Source organism: Mycoplasma buteonis, from assembly GCF_000733865.1.
In the GTDB taxonomy this organism is placed as follows: Bacteria; Bacillota_I; Bacilli_A; order Mycoplasmatales; family Metamycoplasmataceae; genus Mycoplasmopsis; species Mycoplasmopsis buteonis.
In genome coordinates, this window is the sequence record NZ_JPOK01000006.1 from 1 (window position 1) to 17,570 (window position 17,570).

Annotated in this window: 3 protein-coding genes; all 3 read left to right on the forward strand. The window is 28.0% G+C overall.

Annotated elements, in window-relative coordinates; translation table 4 throughout:
- Nucleotides 1-436: 436 nt before the first annotated feature.
- The 3 genes from EI91_RS01745 (at nt 437) to EI91_RS01755 (ending at nt 17,520) form a co-directional block, all read left to right on the forward strand.
- A complete protein-coding gene (locus tag EI91_RS01745; RefSeq protein WP_036452397.1) occupies nt 437-6,946 on the forward strand; it encodes a rhoptry family protein in 6,510 nt (2,169 codons plus the stop codon).
- A 246-nt stretch (nt 6,947-7,192) separates the two neighbouring features.
- A complete protein-coding gene (locus tag EI91_RS01750; protein WP_036452398.1) occupies nt 7,193-13,405 on the forward strand; it encodes a Smc domain-containing protein in 6,213 nt (2,070 codons plus the stop codon).
- A 119-nt stretch (nt 13,406-13,524) separates the two neighbouring features.
- Nucleotides 13,525-17,520, forward strand: a complete 3,996-nt coding sequence (locus EI91_RS01755; protein ID WP_036452400.1) for a hypothetical protein — start codon at nt 13,525-13,527, stop codon at nt 17,518-17,520.
- Nucleotides 17,521-17,570 lie beyond the last annotated feature (50 nt).

Sequence of the window (17,570 nt, forward strand, 5' to 3'; positions counted from 1 at the left end):
ATTATAGTGATCAAAAAATTAAAGTGAATAAATCAGAATTATTTACTAAAGAAAAACAAGAAACTGAAGAGACAGTTTTTGTAAAAAATACTAAAAAAATTGAAGATATTAATTTTGACGAAATCGATAAAAAGTTATCAGAATTTCGTGAAAAATTTAAAAAATAATTGCATATTTTTAGCACAAATTCTATTCATAAAAATGGAATTTGTGCTTTTTTTAACTAAATTTACCTTAAAAAGCAATTTTTTTGAATATATATATATATATATATATATGAAATAAATAAAAAATATTGTGCTAAAATTCTTGCACTATTAAAAATAGTAGTCAAGATATTAAAAATATAAGTTTAAAACATTTTAGTATCAGAAAAATTAAATATTAAATATAAAAAATTAATCAAGATTGTTTGTTTAATTTACGAAGGGATAAAATGAAAAATAAAAGGACACTTTTACTAATAAGTGCAACTGCCACGCTCGGCTCTCTAACTTCATTAGCATTTTCAGCCCAAACCGTTGAAACTAGTGCTAATACTAGGACAGTACCTAGTCCAAGTTCTTCAAGCGAAACAATTAACTGAATTAAGTCTGGACAATATACTTACTCAGATACAGCTCCTAGTGTTACAACTTACGAACAGCAAAACAGAAACCCTGTTTTACCTAACTTTGATGATAGAGGTGTATTTTTTGATGACACTATAAATTCACCAGTTTCTTTAGAGATTACTTCAAAAAAAGGAAAAATAGAAAATTCAATTCTTAATAACGATGCTGAAGATTATACAGTCTACGCAAAATTTAATATCGATCCTCCACACGGAACTGAAGTTGATAATTGACAATGAGGATTAGTACTATCTTCAGATTTAGAATATGTTCCTAATAGTAATTGATCAAAAGGATGAAATAATAAATGGGATAGTAACCCGAAATATTCTAAGCAAATTGCTGAACTTACAAGCCCAAATGTATTGAAAGGTCATTCATATGTTTTTAACACACAAATAAGACCAGAAAAACAAAATGAATATTTATTCTTTGATCAAAATAATATTCAAAGATTTATTTCTAAAATTGCAGTTTCAAACTCAAATAATGGTGGAGATCCAAAAAAATTCTTTGAAGATGAAATTATGGGATTTAGCGATGATCAAAAAAGATATTTTAGAGATAACTTTAGCGGTCTAGGTAGAGTTATTGCTTTTCAAAATAATAGAAGAGGATCGAACTTCAACGGAAACAATAGACCTGTAACGGATTTAGTTATAAATGTTAGAAAAAAAATCGAAAAAACTACAACTGCAGGACTACTTAATGAAAAAGGTAACTTAAAACCTACTAATAAATCACCTAGATCTTTCATAGGAGTTTATTGATCTAATATTAACGTGGATAATTCAGGTAGAGTAACGCCTGGGTTCCACAAAAGAATGGCAGTTCAATGATATGACAGAAGTAAATATCGTCAAGCTCAATTGAAAAATACCGTAATTGCAAAAGAAGTAAAAGGTGGACAAATACCTTCAGAACTAGGAACACCTAAATTTGAGTATAAGTTTTATTATGGTGATTTACAAAATCCTATCGGCAGCATGCAATTTACCGATCAATCTTATTTAAACTCTAACACTAAAACTGCTAATTTTTCTTTTGACGGAGAAAAATATGCTTTATTTAATCCTTCAGATTCAAATATTAAAAATGAGTTTAGATATTATGATAAAGAAAAAGCTGACAACTTTTATTTAGAGATTGTTCCTAGTTTAGATGAAACAACTGGAAAATACTCAAATAATTTTAATTTTTGATTTAGTAATGACTGATACAGAGAAAAAAATAGAATAATTTCACAAGTATCAAATACTCCTGGATGAAATAAAGGCAGAAGAGATTCAGCAGTTAGTGCAATGAGAAATAGCGGAGAATTAAAATTCGGTTCAAAAACAGAAACTCCAGAACAATTAAGACAAAAATCTACAATTTCAAACTACTTACTACAATCTGAATATACAGGAAAAATTTTTAATGATATTTTGCAAAAGTTTGACAAAGACTCTGGTGATAATCAAGCAATAAAAAATCAAATAAAATATGTCAATGCTTCAGATGAAAAAAAGAGAGCATTAGATAATTTATTAGGCGGATTAAGATCATATTATTTAGATAACGGAACTAGACTCGCTGTTTCTGGTATAGCTCAATTAAATGGTCAACAAATGAAAAAGCAGTTTGATGACGCTGTTAGAGCTATAAATCAGTTAGATGGTGTAGAAAGATTAGAAGAACAAAGAAGAAAGACACAAGCTATTTTTGACACTGCTCATTGAATTTCTGATAATGAACTCAAACCTAAATTACAACAAGAAATTAAAAGTGCAACCAGAATAAAACAACTAGAAGACTTAATCCCTAAAATTACCAAATTAGATGGTTATGGAAGAAATTTATATTTTGATATCCAAGACGCTGCAACAGTTAAAGAAACAGATAATTATAAACATTCTGACCAAAACTTAAAAACTGCTTTTGATAATGCTTTAAATAAACTAAAAGAATATACCGGAACAGATAACAAAATTAAAAAAGAAGATACTGCTAATTTAGATAATGCTTTAACTGAATTTGATCTTGCTAAAAAAGCTCTTAATGGAAATTCTAAATTACCAGAAGCAAAAAGACAACTTAAAGATGAAATTAATAGAATGCAGCATCTTACTCAAAATCAAAAGCAAAAATTATCACAAATGGTTGATGATGCAAGAACTTTTGATAAATTAGAAGAAATTAAAAATATTGCAAATACATTAAATACTAATATGGGTGTATTAAAAGATGCAGTTCAACAAGCTAAAACTGCAAAAGCAACTCAAAATTACGAAGATGCATCTAATAAAACAGATTTTGATAAAAAATTAGCAGCAGCAGAGCAAGCTTTAGCAAATTCAAACAATAATACAATTAATCCAAGCGAAATATCTACACTTAAAACTAACTTAGAAAATGCAAAAAATGCATTAGACGGAACTACTCGTTTAAATCAAGCTAAAAATAGTGCAAAAAGTACTATTAATGCTTTAAATAATTTAAATAACAAGCAAAAGCACAATTTAATTTCAGAAGTTGATAGTGCAAGAAATATCACAAGTGTAAATGAAATTACTAATAAAGCAAGAACTTTAGATAATTCAATGAAATCTATAAAAGAAAAATTAGAAGGATTAAAATCTGGTTTAGAGACTAATACAAATTACACACAATCCGATCCAGCTAAAAAAAATGCTTTTGATCAAAAAGTAACAGAAGTTGAAAATCTTATCAAGAGCACTGGTGAAAACAAAGATAATGCAGGTGTAATGCAATTACAAACTGAATTACTTAATGCTTACGGAGCTCTTAATGGAAATACACAGCTTGCTAAAAGCAAGGAAGACGCATTAAGAAAATTAGCTAGTCTAACCAATATTAATGACGCTCAACGTCAAAATATTAGAAATAATATTAACATGGTTAAAACTGAAAGTGAAGTTACTAACAAAATTAACGAAGGTACTAAGCTTGATACAAAAATGGGCGAATTAAAGGCTCTTGTTGATAAAGCTAATAAAGCTAAAGAAACAAGCAATTACAAACAAGCTACAAACAAAAATGCTTTTGATACTGCATTGCAAACAGCTACTAATACGATTGCAAAACAAACAGGTTCTAATTTAAATCAATCTCAAGTTCAACAAGCTATTGATAACTTAAATAATGAATTAAAAGCTTTAGACGGAGATTCAAGAATAGAAAATAAAAGACAAGAGTTAAATCAAGATTTAGCAACTAAAAAATACTTAAATAATGCTCAAATTAATGATTTTAAATCAAAAATTACACAAGCTACAACAATTGAGCAACTAACAAGTTTAAAAACTCAGTATACCGATCTTGACAACAAGATGAAAGATCTAAGTAATTTAAAAGAGTTATATAAAAATGTTACTAATACTGTCAAATATACAAATTCAGAAACTTCATTAAAAACGGCTTTCGATACCAAAAAGAAAGAAACAGAAAACGCAACAAATAAAACGCAAGGAACAAATTTAGATATTAATGCGGTTCAAAATTTAATTAACTCTACAAAGCAAGCTTATGAAAACCTTAATGGTGATGCATCGTTAAAAGCAGCAAAAAAAGAAGCTAAAAGTACAATTGATGGTTTAAATAACTTAACTCAAAATCAAAAAACAGCTTTAAAAAATGCTATTGATTCTGATGATGTTCAAACTAATCAGGCTGTTAAAAAGTTAGTTGATAAAGCTAAAATCTTAAATGAGAAAATGAATGAGCTTAAAAATACCATTACTAGAGCTAATAATACAACTAAAGAATTGCAAAAATATATTGATGCACAGCAAGATAAAAAAGATGCTTTTGATGAAGCGGTTTCTACTGCTGAAACATTCGCAAATCTTACTAGTGGAACAAACTTAACTGAGCTAGAAAAAGTAAAAGAACAAATTGAAGCAATTAAAACTGCTGAAGAAAAACTGGATGGAGAAGCTCAGCTAGCTCTTGCTAAGAAAAATGCAATTGACAATCTTGACGCAAACTACCCTCATTTAAATAAAGCACAGAAGAATAATTTAAAAGATAAAATCAATTCTGCCAAAAGTAAAAGTGAATTACAAACTCTTTTAGATAATGCTAAAAAGATTGATAATGCTATGAAAACTTTAACCGAAAAAGTAAAAAGTATTCAAGACAAAAATGTTAAAGCAATGCAAAAGTATACAAATGCATCTCAAGAGAAAAAAGAAGCTTTTGATAATGCATTATCTGAAGCTACAGCTTTAACTAATACTACTTCTGATAATAATCAAAATGCTTCCTTAGCAGAAGTTCTAGCTTTAACTGGAAAACTTTCTAACACACTAAGTGAACTTGATGGTGACCGTGCACTTATCGAAGCTAGAGAAAACGCTTTAAGAGAACTAGAAAAATTACAGAATATTAATGAGGCACAAAAAACAGCTTTAAAAAATGCAATTAACGAAGCTGTTACAATTCCAAACATTCAGTCAGAATTACAAAAAGCAAAAGACCTTGATGCTAAAATGTTAGTTTTAGCTAATGCTATTAGACAAGCAAATAGAATTAAGCAAACTGCTAATTATACAGAAGCTTCTGAACCAAAAATTCAAGAATTTGATAGAGCATTTAACTCAGGTGACAACAAAGCAGCTGGTGAAAATAAATCAATTGCACAAATTGATCAAATTTTAAGAGATTTAGCCAATGCAATTAGTAACTTAGACGGTGATGCTTTACTTGCAGCTGAAAAAACAAAAGCTAAAAATGCTATTGATCAGCTTCAAAATCTTACTAATGCTCAAAAGCAAGCTTTAAAAAATAAAATTGATGCTCCAGAAACAAACACAAAAGCAAAAGTATCTAACATTCTTGAACAAGCTAAAAGCTTAAATGAAATAATGAAACAATTTTCTGATGCAATTAAGCAAGTAGATCAAAACAAGATAAAAGAAAGCACGAATTACAAAGATGCTGATGCTGATAAAAAAGCTGCTTATGACTTAGCTTACTCTCAAAGTGTTGAAACATTAAAATCTACTGATAATATTAATCCAGCAGAAATTAAAAATGTTTTAGATGAATTTAATAATAAAACTCAAGCTCTTAATGGTGATGAAAAATTTGAAAGTTTAAAAAGACAATTAGAAAATGAGCTAGCAAATGACCAAAGTTACAAAAATTCTCAGTTATATAACTTAGCCAAGACTGAGTTACAAGAAGCTTACAAACAAGCAATTAATAACGCTAATCAGGTAAAAAATCAAAATAACTTTAATCACTCGCAAGTTACATACCAAGAATTAAAGAATCTTTATGACAATATCATTAAGGCTAAAGAAGCTATTTTAAATGATGCTTTAGATGCTGAAGGTGAAATTAGAAGACTACCTAATCTTTCAGAATCTGAAAAACAATCATTAATTAATCAGCTTCATGCTCATCCAGAACAAAAAAATGAAATTGTTCAAATTGCAAGAAAAACTAATGATGACAAGCAAGTTCAAATTGATAAAATTCAAGACTTAACTAATTTATCAGAGCAAGATAAAAATAATTTTATTAATCAATTAATAAATACAAACGCTAAAGATCAAGTAGCAATTGATCACATTTTAAATAGTGCAATAGCTGCTGATAATTTAACTAAAGAAATTAATGATTTACTTAACAGCTTAGCTGATAACTTTGATAAAAATAAAGCAAATCAAACAAGAGATAAAATAAACGAATTAAATAACCTTACAGGTAATGTTTCCGATCAAAATGCTTTATTAAATAAGTTAATAGAAGTTGACAACATTAAAGAGTTAATTGATACTTTTAATAATACAAACTTTGATGACACTAATATTAATGAACTTTTAGAAAAACTTAATAATTTAGTGATTGATAATTTAGAGACAAGCATTCCAGCTTTATCTAGTGCTACCCAAAAGGTTAACGAAAAAGCAAGAGTAAACCTTGAAATATCAAAAGCTGTTGCTGATTTATTTAAGGCATTGCAGTCAAATGACAACAATCTTCTAAAAGAAGCTAACAGAAAACTTAATCAATTAAATATTACAAACAACAATAAATTTGTTAGTGATTTAAATCCAGAGCAAGAACAATTACTTGATATTTTCAAAAAAGATATCCTAGATGTTACGCAAGAAGATATTGAGAAACTTGCAGCTGTTGATACAGAAGATATTTCTAATGTATTGAAAACTCTTTATAAAAATAAACTTGACAACCTTAAAGACGCATTTGAAAAAGTTCATAAAAAAGATTCATTACAATGACCGTGATGAGCTGGTTTAGCAGCTACCATTGCAGCTTTAATCGCCACAATTGCAGGTCTATTTAAAACCAAAAAGTAGCTTTTAAGTAATAAAAAGCATTAAAAAATCACTTTTTAGAAAAAATAAATATGGAAAATATTCCATTTTTAGAATTATCGTGCTAAAATGAATAAAATAAAATTAAGGAGGAATATGAAGTAAGATGTAATTTAAAATTGTTAATCAGAATTAACGATAATTTTGATTTAACCAAAATAAACAAAGTTTAAACAGCAATTTAAATATAGGTTTAAAGGATTATTTATAAATAAAAAAGGATAATGTATGAAGAAGAAAATTTTGCTTAGCTTTCCTCTAGCGGTGCTAAGTACAACATCTATTATTGCTTTATCAACTTCAATTGATAACAGTCAAAATCAAGGTACTCCAAGTGTAGAACAGCAAAAACAATACATTCAGAGTCTTGCTTTTGATTATGGTAAAGGTGGTTTAAATAGCTATGCAATTAAATACCTGAATGATAAAATTGATAAACATGATAACTGAGAAGAAGTTAAGGCACTTGCTGATAAGTGAAACGCTTTATTAACGAAGTGATACGGTGCTTTTTGATCGTTTACATTTGGAGATCCTAACTGAAGAATTTATTTTAAAGCACATAGCATTCCTGGTTATAGAAACAACGACATAACTTATAGTGAAGGTAAATGAGGAAAATTATCAACAGATTATAATAATAAAGATAGATTAGTAAACTTAATGCAACATTACTTATCATTCTTTTATAGTGATGAAAAAGCAACTAATAATAATATTGGTGAAGATTGAACTGATAATAACTTTAAGCAAAAATACGATCAACTTATCAAAGATTTTAATCCAAGTACTAATAAAAATACTTTTACTGAGTGAAGAGGCGGAAAATCATACAATTCTACTTTAGTTCAACCATTAAGAAAACTAAATACTCACTTAGACACCATTTCAACAGAAGTTGACGCAACATATAATACTCATGTTGGGCCTCTAGCTCAATTGGCACTATATATAATTGGATTACAAGGAAATGTTAATGGTGCAGATTTAGTTCAATCAGTTGGATCTGAAAATATCCAAAAAATCAATAAAGCTGTTCCGATGTACAAAGATGCTTTAAAGCTTTTACTTGAAAAAACAAAAAGTTTAAAAGAAGAAGAATACAAAAAATCAGATTTTTATCTTAATTTAAAAACAGAGGAAAATAAAAATAAATTAAAATCTCCTATTTCTTATTTTACAAATGTTATTAATATAACTAAAAATCCTAACGCTACTCTTTCTACATTAGAAACCGTTAATGGTTTGGGTAAATTTACAAACTTTATTGATGTACTTTTTGGAACACCTACTTCAACAGTAAGTAAACCATTAGGATACAAAATTACTGAAGCAAAAACATCAGTACAAGAATTAATTAAAGTTGCTGATAAGAATCTTCAAGATGCAAAAAATGATTTTATCAACACTTTTTTAGAAAGTAAAAAAGATTTATTATCCAATGACCTATATAACAATATAAAAAATACAGTAAATGGTAAAACTAATATTACATTAGTTAGCGAATATCAAACCACTGTAAATGAAACAATAGAAAAGCTTAAAACTTTTGCAGAAAAAGTTAAAACTTGAAATGGCAAAAAATCAGAAGATAAGTATACAAAAGCAACTACTGAAACAAAACAAGCTTTTGATAACTCATTTACAAATGATTTTTTAGATGACAATAATAAATTCAAAAGTTTAGACTATACAGACGAAAAAGGTCAACAAGTTCTTACAAATATCGAAACTGCTTGAAATAATCTAACCGAAGATCTTACATTAAAAAATAAAAAAGATGAAGTTTTAAGCAGCATCGATCAAATGGAAAATTTAAATAACGCTCAAAAGACTGCACTTAAGCAAAAAGTACAAGAAGCTGATTCGGTTGAAGCTGTAAGTAAAATCAAAACACAGGCAACAACATTAAATAATTCTATGGGCATGCTTAAGGAAAAATTTGAGGAATTAAAAAAGAAAAAAACAGAAACTAAATATGTTGATGCTTCAAATAAAGAAGAATTTGACAGCAAAATCACAGAAGCTGAAAACTTATTAAATATCGAAACTGGTTCAAACTCAAATAATGAATCAGTTACTCAATTAATTTCAGAGTTATCTCAAAAATGAGATGCTTTAGATGGAGAAGCACAGCTTCAAAAAGCTAAAGATGAAGCTCTCAAGAAATTAGAACCTCATGATAGTGAGGAAGCAGAATTTAAATATTTAACTGATGTTCAAAAAGAAAATCTGAAAAAAGCGATTAACTCTGCAGCCTCTAAAGCTGACTTAGCACAAATTATGAAAATTGCAGCTGAGTTAAATGAACAAATGAAATTACTGACAGATGTTCGTACAGATACAAAAAATATAATTCAAACATCAAACTATAAAGATGCTGAAGAAGAAAAACAAAACGATTATAAAGCAGCTGTTACAAGTGCGCTTGAAGCTAATAAAGCTAGTTCAAATCCTAGCTTACAAGAAGTTAAAGAAATATTAAAAACTTACAATGAAGCTAAAGCAGCACTTAATGGTGATAGCAAACTTGCACAAGCTAAGAAAGAAGCACAAGCAGCAATCGAAGAACTAACAAACCTCAATGAAGCTCAAAAAAGTGACTTAAAAGCTAAAATTAATAGTTCTACTTCAATTGCTGATGTTGAAGCTCAAAAGACAAATGCAAATACGCTAGATCAAAAAATGAATGACTTAAAAGCTGCGATTAATGATGCTAAGTCATATAAAACAAATCAAGATTATTTAGATTCAACACAAGAAACAAAATCTGCTTTTGACAGCACAATTACCGATGCTGATGCAAAAGTAAGTAATCAAAATATTACAACACAAGAAATTGAAAACTTAATTTTAGAATTAAACAATAAAAAGAATGATTTAAACGGTATAGAAGAATTAGTGAAAGCTAAAGAACAAGCAAGTAATGCGGTTGACGCATTTGAAAACTTGACCGAAAATCAAAAAAATAAACTAAAACAATTAATTAACGATAAAACAAACAAAACCGAAGTTGCTCAAGCTTTAGAAAAAGCTACAAAGCTTAATGAAGCAATGCAAACTTTAAAAGATGCTAAAAATAAAGCCGAGCAAGAAAAGAATACTCCAAATTACACGCAAGCAAGTCAGGACACGCAAAATGATTTAGTAAGTGCTATTGAAACAGCACAAGAATTTTTAAACAATATTGATAGTCAAGATGTTAGTGTCGAAACTATTTTATCTCATGCTAGTGCTTTAGATGAAGCTAGAGAAAACCTTGACGGAAACAAAAGACTTGCTGATGCAAAAACTAAAGCTATTGATGAAATTAATTCATTACCAAATCTTAATGACTCTCAGAAAAAAGATTTAAGAGATAAAGTAGAGCAATCTCAAACTTTAAATCAAGTAGAAGAAGTAAAAACAAGTGGTAATCAATTAAATGATTCAATGGGTGAATTGCTTAAAGAAATTAATAAAGTTAAACCAGTTAAAGAAAACAGTCAGCCTAAATACTCACAAGCAAGTAATAAAGCTGATTTTGATAAAGTATTAGCTAATGCCGAAAGTACTAAAAATAAATTAACTGGACATAACTTAGATAAAGCTTCTGTAGATGCTTTAATAAAAGACTTAAAAGCAAAATATGATGCTCTTGATGGTGATTCACAAGTGCTTGCAGAAAAAAATAAAGCAAAAGCAGAAATTAATAACTTAACTCATCTTAACGATGCTCAAAAGAGAGAGTTAATTAGTCAAATTGAAGCAGAAGAAGTTGACACAATTCAAAAAGTTCAAACAAAGCTCGAAGAAGCTAAAAAACTCGATGAAGCAATGAACTTATTAAAAATGAGCATCAAAAAAATTGATGATACAAATTATTTAACTAAAGATACAGAAACATATCAAAATTGAATTGATGCTTCAAATTCAATTAAAGAAAACTTTGATACCAAGAAAAATCAAGCTGATACTTTAGTTAATCAAACCTTAGGAGAATCGCAGCTAAATTTAGAAACAATTAAAAATTTAGCTAGCTCATTAACTGAAGCTTACGATGCTCTTGATGGTAAAAAGGAATTAGAAAAAGCTAAAACCTTTGCAAAAGAATCGATTGCTAATAGATTAGAACATTTAAATAATGCACAAAAAGAAGCTTTAGCTAAAAATATCGATTCACAAAAATTTAAAAATGACGTTGCTGATCTTTGAACATCAGCAAGCAAGTTAAATGATACAATGGGTGGATTAAAAGTCCTTAAAAATAAATTAGAAGATACTAATAAAGTTTTAGAGTCATCAAAATATTTAAATGCAGATGACCAACTAAAAAACACATTTAAAACTACACTTGATAAAGTAAATAGTTTACTAAATGCTCAAACAGGTGAAAATCAAAATCAAGCTCAAGTAAATAACTTACAAACAGAATTACAAGAAGCTTATAACGCACTTAACGGTGATACCAAATTAGCAAAAAGTAAAGAACGTGCGTTAAATGATTTAGAAAACTTAACGCATTTAAATAATGCTCAAAAAGAAGCTGCTAAAACAGCAATTAATAATGCTAAACTCGATGAACAAGTAGCATCACAGTTAGAAAAAGCAACAGATTTAAATGAAAAAATGAATCAATTAAGTACTTTGGTTGACACAGCAAATCAAACCAAAAGCACTCCAAAATATACTGAAGCATCAAATAAGCAAAACTTCGATTTAGCTCTTGCTGATGCAAAAGAAATTCTTAATATAGAAACAGGTGGAAACTTAGATAGTAATAAAGTTGATGAAGAAATTACAAAATTACAAAAAACACTAGCTGCTCTCGATGGTGAAGCTCAATTAGAGGCTGCAAAAGAATTGGCTAATAGCGACTTAGCTAAACTTACACATTTAACCCAAGCTCAAAAAGATACAATTTTAGAGCAAATTCAAGCAGCTACTACTAAATCTGATTTAGAAGCATTAGTAAATAATGCTAAAAAATTAGATAAAGCGATGGAAAAATTAGAAGAAACTAAGACTGACTTAGAATCTACTAAAGAAACAGAAAATTATAAAGATGCAACAATAAATCCAAATCAAAGTCAATTTGATAATGTTTTAGAGCAAGTGGTATCTGCACTTACTCCTGAAGGTAATTTATCACTTGAACAAGCTAATCAGTTACTCAAAAATTCAAAAGAAAAAGAGCAAGCTCTCGATGGTGATGCAAGATTTAATGATTTAAAAGGGTTGCTGGAAGCTGAATTACAAAATCAAGATGATTATCGCGAATCTAAATTATTTGGTTCTGCTAGTCAAGACTTAAAAGATTTTTATAACCAAGCAATTGCGACTGCTACAGAAGTTAAAGAAAATACAGGTTTTGAACGTGGAAACATCACATATGCACAGCTAGATAATCTTTATAATGAAATTCTAAAAGCTAAAAGTAAAATGACAGCAGATGTACAAGATGCTGAAAATTTAATTAATAAATTGCCTAATTTATCTCAAAGTGAAAAAAGAAATTTAATTAATCAGTTACACATTAATACAGATCAAAAAGATAAAATTGTTCAAACTGCAGTTAATGATAACGATAAAAAACAAACAGAAATTGATAAAATTCAGAATCTCAGTTATTTATCAAGAGAAGATAAAACTAAATTTATTAATGAAATTAAGCAAACTAATGCACACAGCGATCAAGAAATTCAAGATATTGTTGATAAATCAATCGCTGCAAACGATTTAGCAAAAATAGTTAATGACACTTTAAATGAGTTATCAAATAACTTTGATGAAACTAAAGTTAGTGATTTAAGAAATAAAATTGATAAATTAAATAAACTCACAAACAATACTTTAAACCAAACAAATTTATTAAATAAATTAATAAATACCAATAATATTCAGCAAGCTATTAGAGAATTTGATAGTGCGAATATTAGTAATACCAATATTGATAAATTACTCGAAAACTTAAACAATGCTGTAACACCAAAAGTGGAAACTAGTGTTTCTTTTTTACAAGCAGCCACTCTTAAAGCTAATGACGAAAATAAAGCTACTCGTCAACTTGCTGATGCTACAGCTTATTTATTTAAAGCACTGCAAACAAACGATACTAATTTACTTAAACTTGCTAACGAAAAATTAAATGAGTTAAACATCACAAACAATAATAAATTTATTAGTGATTTAAACCCAGTTAATGAAGAGTTATTAAATATCTTTAAAAAACAAGGTTCAGATATTAGTCCTAGTGATATTGAAAAACTTGAAGCAGTAGAGACTAACGGTTTATCAATTGTAATGAAATCATTATATGAATATAAATTACAAGAATTAAAAGATAGATACAATAATGCGAATTTATCAGAAACAATGCAATGACCTTGATGAGCTGGTTTAGGTGCTACAATTTTAGGATTGGTTGCAAATCTTATTGCTTTAATTAAAAGAAAAAAATAAGTTTTTGTTTCAAAAAAGCACCAATTGGTGCTTTTTTACTTAATAATAAAAAAATTAATTTTTCATTTTGTTTAAACTATTATAGTGCTAAAATCAATAAAATAAAAATAAGGAGAGCTATGAAAAGAAAGACAGTTTTAAAATTATTATCACTTGCAACAGTAACAGCTACCACGGTAACTACATTTAGTAGTAAATGAGAATTCCGCGATGCTTCTTTAGACAATGTATGAAAACAAAATTTAGCGTACGTAAATTTTAACGAGAGAAATGACGCTAATTTTAAACCATATGAAAAATACCATTTTAATAACTGAATGAAAAATGTTAGTGATGAAAAAACACTTTCACAGCTTTCTATTCCATCTACTCACGATTCAGATGCTTTTAATGGACATGGATTTTTCTGAACTTTTGGTTGAACTAAAGCAAGAACTCAAGCTTTAACAATTACTAGACAGTTAAATATGGGAATTCGTGGTTTTGATCTTCGTAGCGATCGAGATTTAAATATGCGTCATGGACCTACTTTTTTAAATGATAATTTTGAAAACATCATGTCTCAGTTTGCACGTTTTTTAAAAGAAAATCCAAGTGAATTTGTTGTTTTTCGTATCAAAGATGAAGCTGATGCTATTAATGTTAATGATCAATATTCTGCAAACTTAGCATCTAAAAACTACATGAATGTTTTAGAAAAATACAAGAATATGCTCTATAATCCTGAAGGTATTCATCCTTATAAGCTAAGTTGAAAAATGAAAGATTTACGTGGTAAAATCGTCGTTATGAACTTTTGACACCACAAGGTAAATACTTCCCACATGGGTGGTTCAGGATACTGATATAAATTCAGAAAAGATACCACTCAGGATGAATTTAATATTAATAACGCAAATGATAAATTAATAGTCGCTGATAAGCTATGAAAAAAATCAAACGTTGAACCCTTAAAAACAAACTGACTTTTTGCTAACTTTCTTTCTTTTGCTTCTGGTGGTAACCCTGATTATAATGCTGAAAGAATGAATCCAAAAGCTTTAGAATACCTTCGAAATAATGAACAATTAACCAGACTAGGTTTTGTTTATATGGATTTTCCTGGTCCTTCATTAATTCAATCAATTTATAAACGTAATTTTTACTTTACTGATGAAGAATTAAAAAATGGTTATTATCGCAACTGAGTTTGAAATGACTGACTAAACATTAGCTCTAATCCTGTTTCTAACTCTAATAAAATTTCTATCAGAGGTAGAAATTTATATGATTACAATATTGAGGTATACGTTTCACCAAAAGGACAAAACAATTACACAAAGGTAGCTCAAAAACATATTAATGAGAATGTCTCTAATGCTCTTTTGACTTTAGATAATTACAAGTTTACTGAAAATCAAGATGTTAAAATTAAAGCGTATCGTACTGTTGCTGCTAATCCTTTTTATGAAGCTCGTAATGTAAATCAATTTGAATCTAGTTCAACTACTATACCTTCGCAATACGCTAGTGAGTACAAACAATTTGTAAAAACTGTTAATGACTACAAAGCTCAGCAAAATACTTACAGTAATTTTGCTTTATATCTTGATGCTAAATTTTTAAATATTTTAAGCACCATGGAAGAAGAAACTCCAGAGCATGTAGCAATGTTGCAACAGCTTAAAGAAAAATTTGCTCAATTAAATAATGCTGTTAATCAGCAAAATGAAAAGATCTCTCAGCTAACAGCTGAGCTAAATAACTTACCAAACCTAACTGTTTTAACACAAGAAAATGTTAGCAAAATCGCCAATATATCAGAAAAATATAACCAAGCAATTGGTTCAATAATTAACACTTCAGATGACTTGGCTTCATTAAATTCTTTTTTTGCTAGCTATGATGATTTAATTAATAATTTAAAAGAAATTCAAAATGTAGTTAATACTGCTAAAGCAAAAGAAAATACATTATCAGAAATTTTTAATTTTGATTTACCTTACTTAGAAACTAAAAAAGCAAAATTAACAACAATTGTCTCAAATTTTAATAACCAGCTTTTAGATATTTCAAATTTATTTAGTTTTGATTTTGCAAGCTGAAAAAGTCAACTAAATAATTTCAGTAGTAATCTTGATGCAAAAATTAACGGATTGACACAAATTAACAACTTATTAACTTCTAACCAAATTGCTAATGGAAATATTTTTGCGCACCAAATTAATGCATATCTAGAAGATACTCAAGAAGTGCAATTACAAAACGTTTTAAATTTAATTAATAATTTTGTCAACGCAATTTCTTTGGCTAACGCGCAAATAAATGAATACACCAGCTTACAATCTACTTATAAATTCGAAAAATACAAGTATGGTAATTTAGTAGAAAAATATACTCAAGTTATTAATCTTTTAAAACAAGAACTAGCAAGAAAAAATAATATAGATATCCAAGTTAGTGAATACATTGCTAATTTAAATCAAGTTATTAGTCAAATAAAAGAAATTGACAGCAAAATTAAAGTATTTTGAAACAGTGTAGTTAATGCAGAAACCAAAAACATGGAAGCAGATCAATTATCCGAAGAGCAAAAGCAAATTTTTTATAGAAAAATTACACAACTAACCGAAAATGAATACGATGCTTCTGAGTTTAACAAAATAGAACAAAACATTGATCAGCTTAACAATATTCAACCTCTAACTCAAATTAATAAATTAGAAAATGCTTCATTAAATTTAACGACCAAAAAACATTATCTTAATTTGTTAAACAGCACTATTAATGTTAAAAACTTTTTAGATATTGTAAGTGAAACACAAAGTTTAGATCATAAAGCAGCTACCTTAGAAAAATTACACACGAATTTAACTAATTACTTAAACTCTGAGCTGATATCTAAATGAGAAGAAAATCAAAAACAAGAGTTTAAAACTGACTTAAGTAATGCAAAAAATTATTTAGATGCAGAATTAGAAACTTTAAACTTATTAGAAAAGCATATTGAAAAACTTACTAAATGACTTGCAAAACTAGAAATGACAAAAGTTCAAGAAATTTATCGTGACGAGCTTGAAACTGATTTAAGTAGATTTGAAGAAAACCAAATATATTCACAATTACCTACTAACCTTAAAGAAGAAATTAAAATTAAGCACGATCAATTTAGAGCAAACATTTTTAAAACTAGTGAAGTTGAGAAATTAAAACAAACAATTAATGACCATAGCTTTTATCTAGAAAAAATTAAAAATGATTATTTAAACTCACAAAAAGAACAGCAAGATGATTTAACAACATTGCTAGAAGAAATAAAAAAGAAATTAGAAATTTTAAATTCTAATTTAGAGACGCATAAAACTTACAATGAAAGCGAGTTAATCAAAGTTAATAAATTTTATTTAAATCTTTATCAAGATTTAAAAACAAACGTAAACCAAAATACACAAAATAAAGAAATTCTAACATCCTTGAGTAACCAAATTGATGTTGCAATTAGAAACTATAATCAAGAGTATGAAACTAAGTTAAATGAATTAAAAGCAAACTTAACAACAAAAAATAATCAGTTAAGACAAAAAATTAATCAAAAAAATCAAGAATTAACACAAGAGAAGTTTAATTTGATACATCAAGAGTTTGAAGCAATTATGCAAAGAGCTGATAATTTAGATTTAAGTGACTATGCTAACTTGCAAGAAAATAATCAAAGTTATCAAAACTTCTGAGAAAAAATCAAAAATCTTCAAAACGAACCAGAAATAACACCAGCTCCAAAACAACCTGCAACACAAGAAAATCCATTACCAAATGTTCCTAGTGAAAATCTAAACGATAACAGAGAGCAACCAAAAGATAATCTTTCTAATCAACCTAAAGAAAACACAGAAAATGGTGATATCAAAACTGATGATCCTATAAATCCGCCAGTAGAAAATCCTACCGCTAAGGAAGAACCTAATTTAGAAAATCCACAAGAAACTCCAAGTAATTCTCAAAGCATGGCTGCAGAACCAGAAAAACAACAAAGTACTCCTTGAAAATGAGTAGGAATAGCTCTAGGTAGCGTTAGTGGTATTTCTTTAGTTAGTTTTGGGCTCGCTAAATGAATTATCAAAATTCGTAAAAAATAAAACGTCATTTTGGCGTTTTTTCTATTTAGAAAAGCTAAAAACTTAACTAA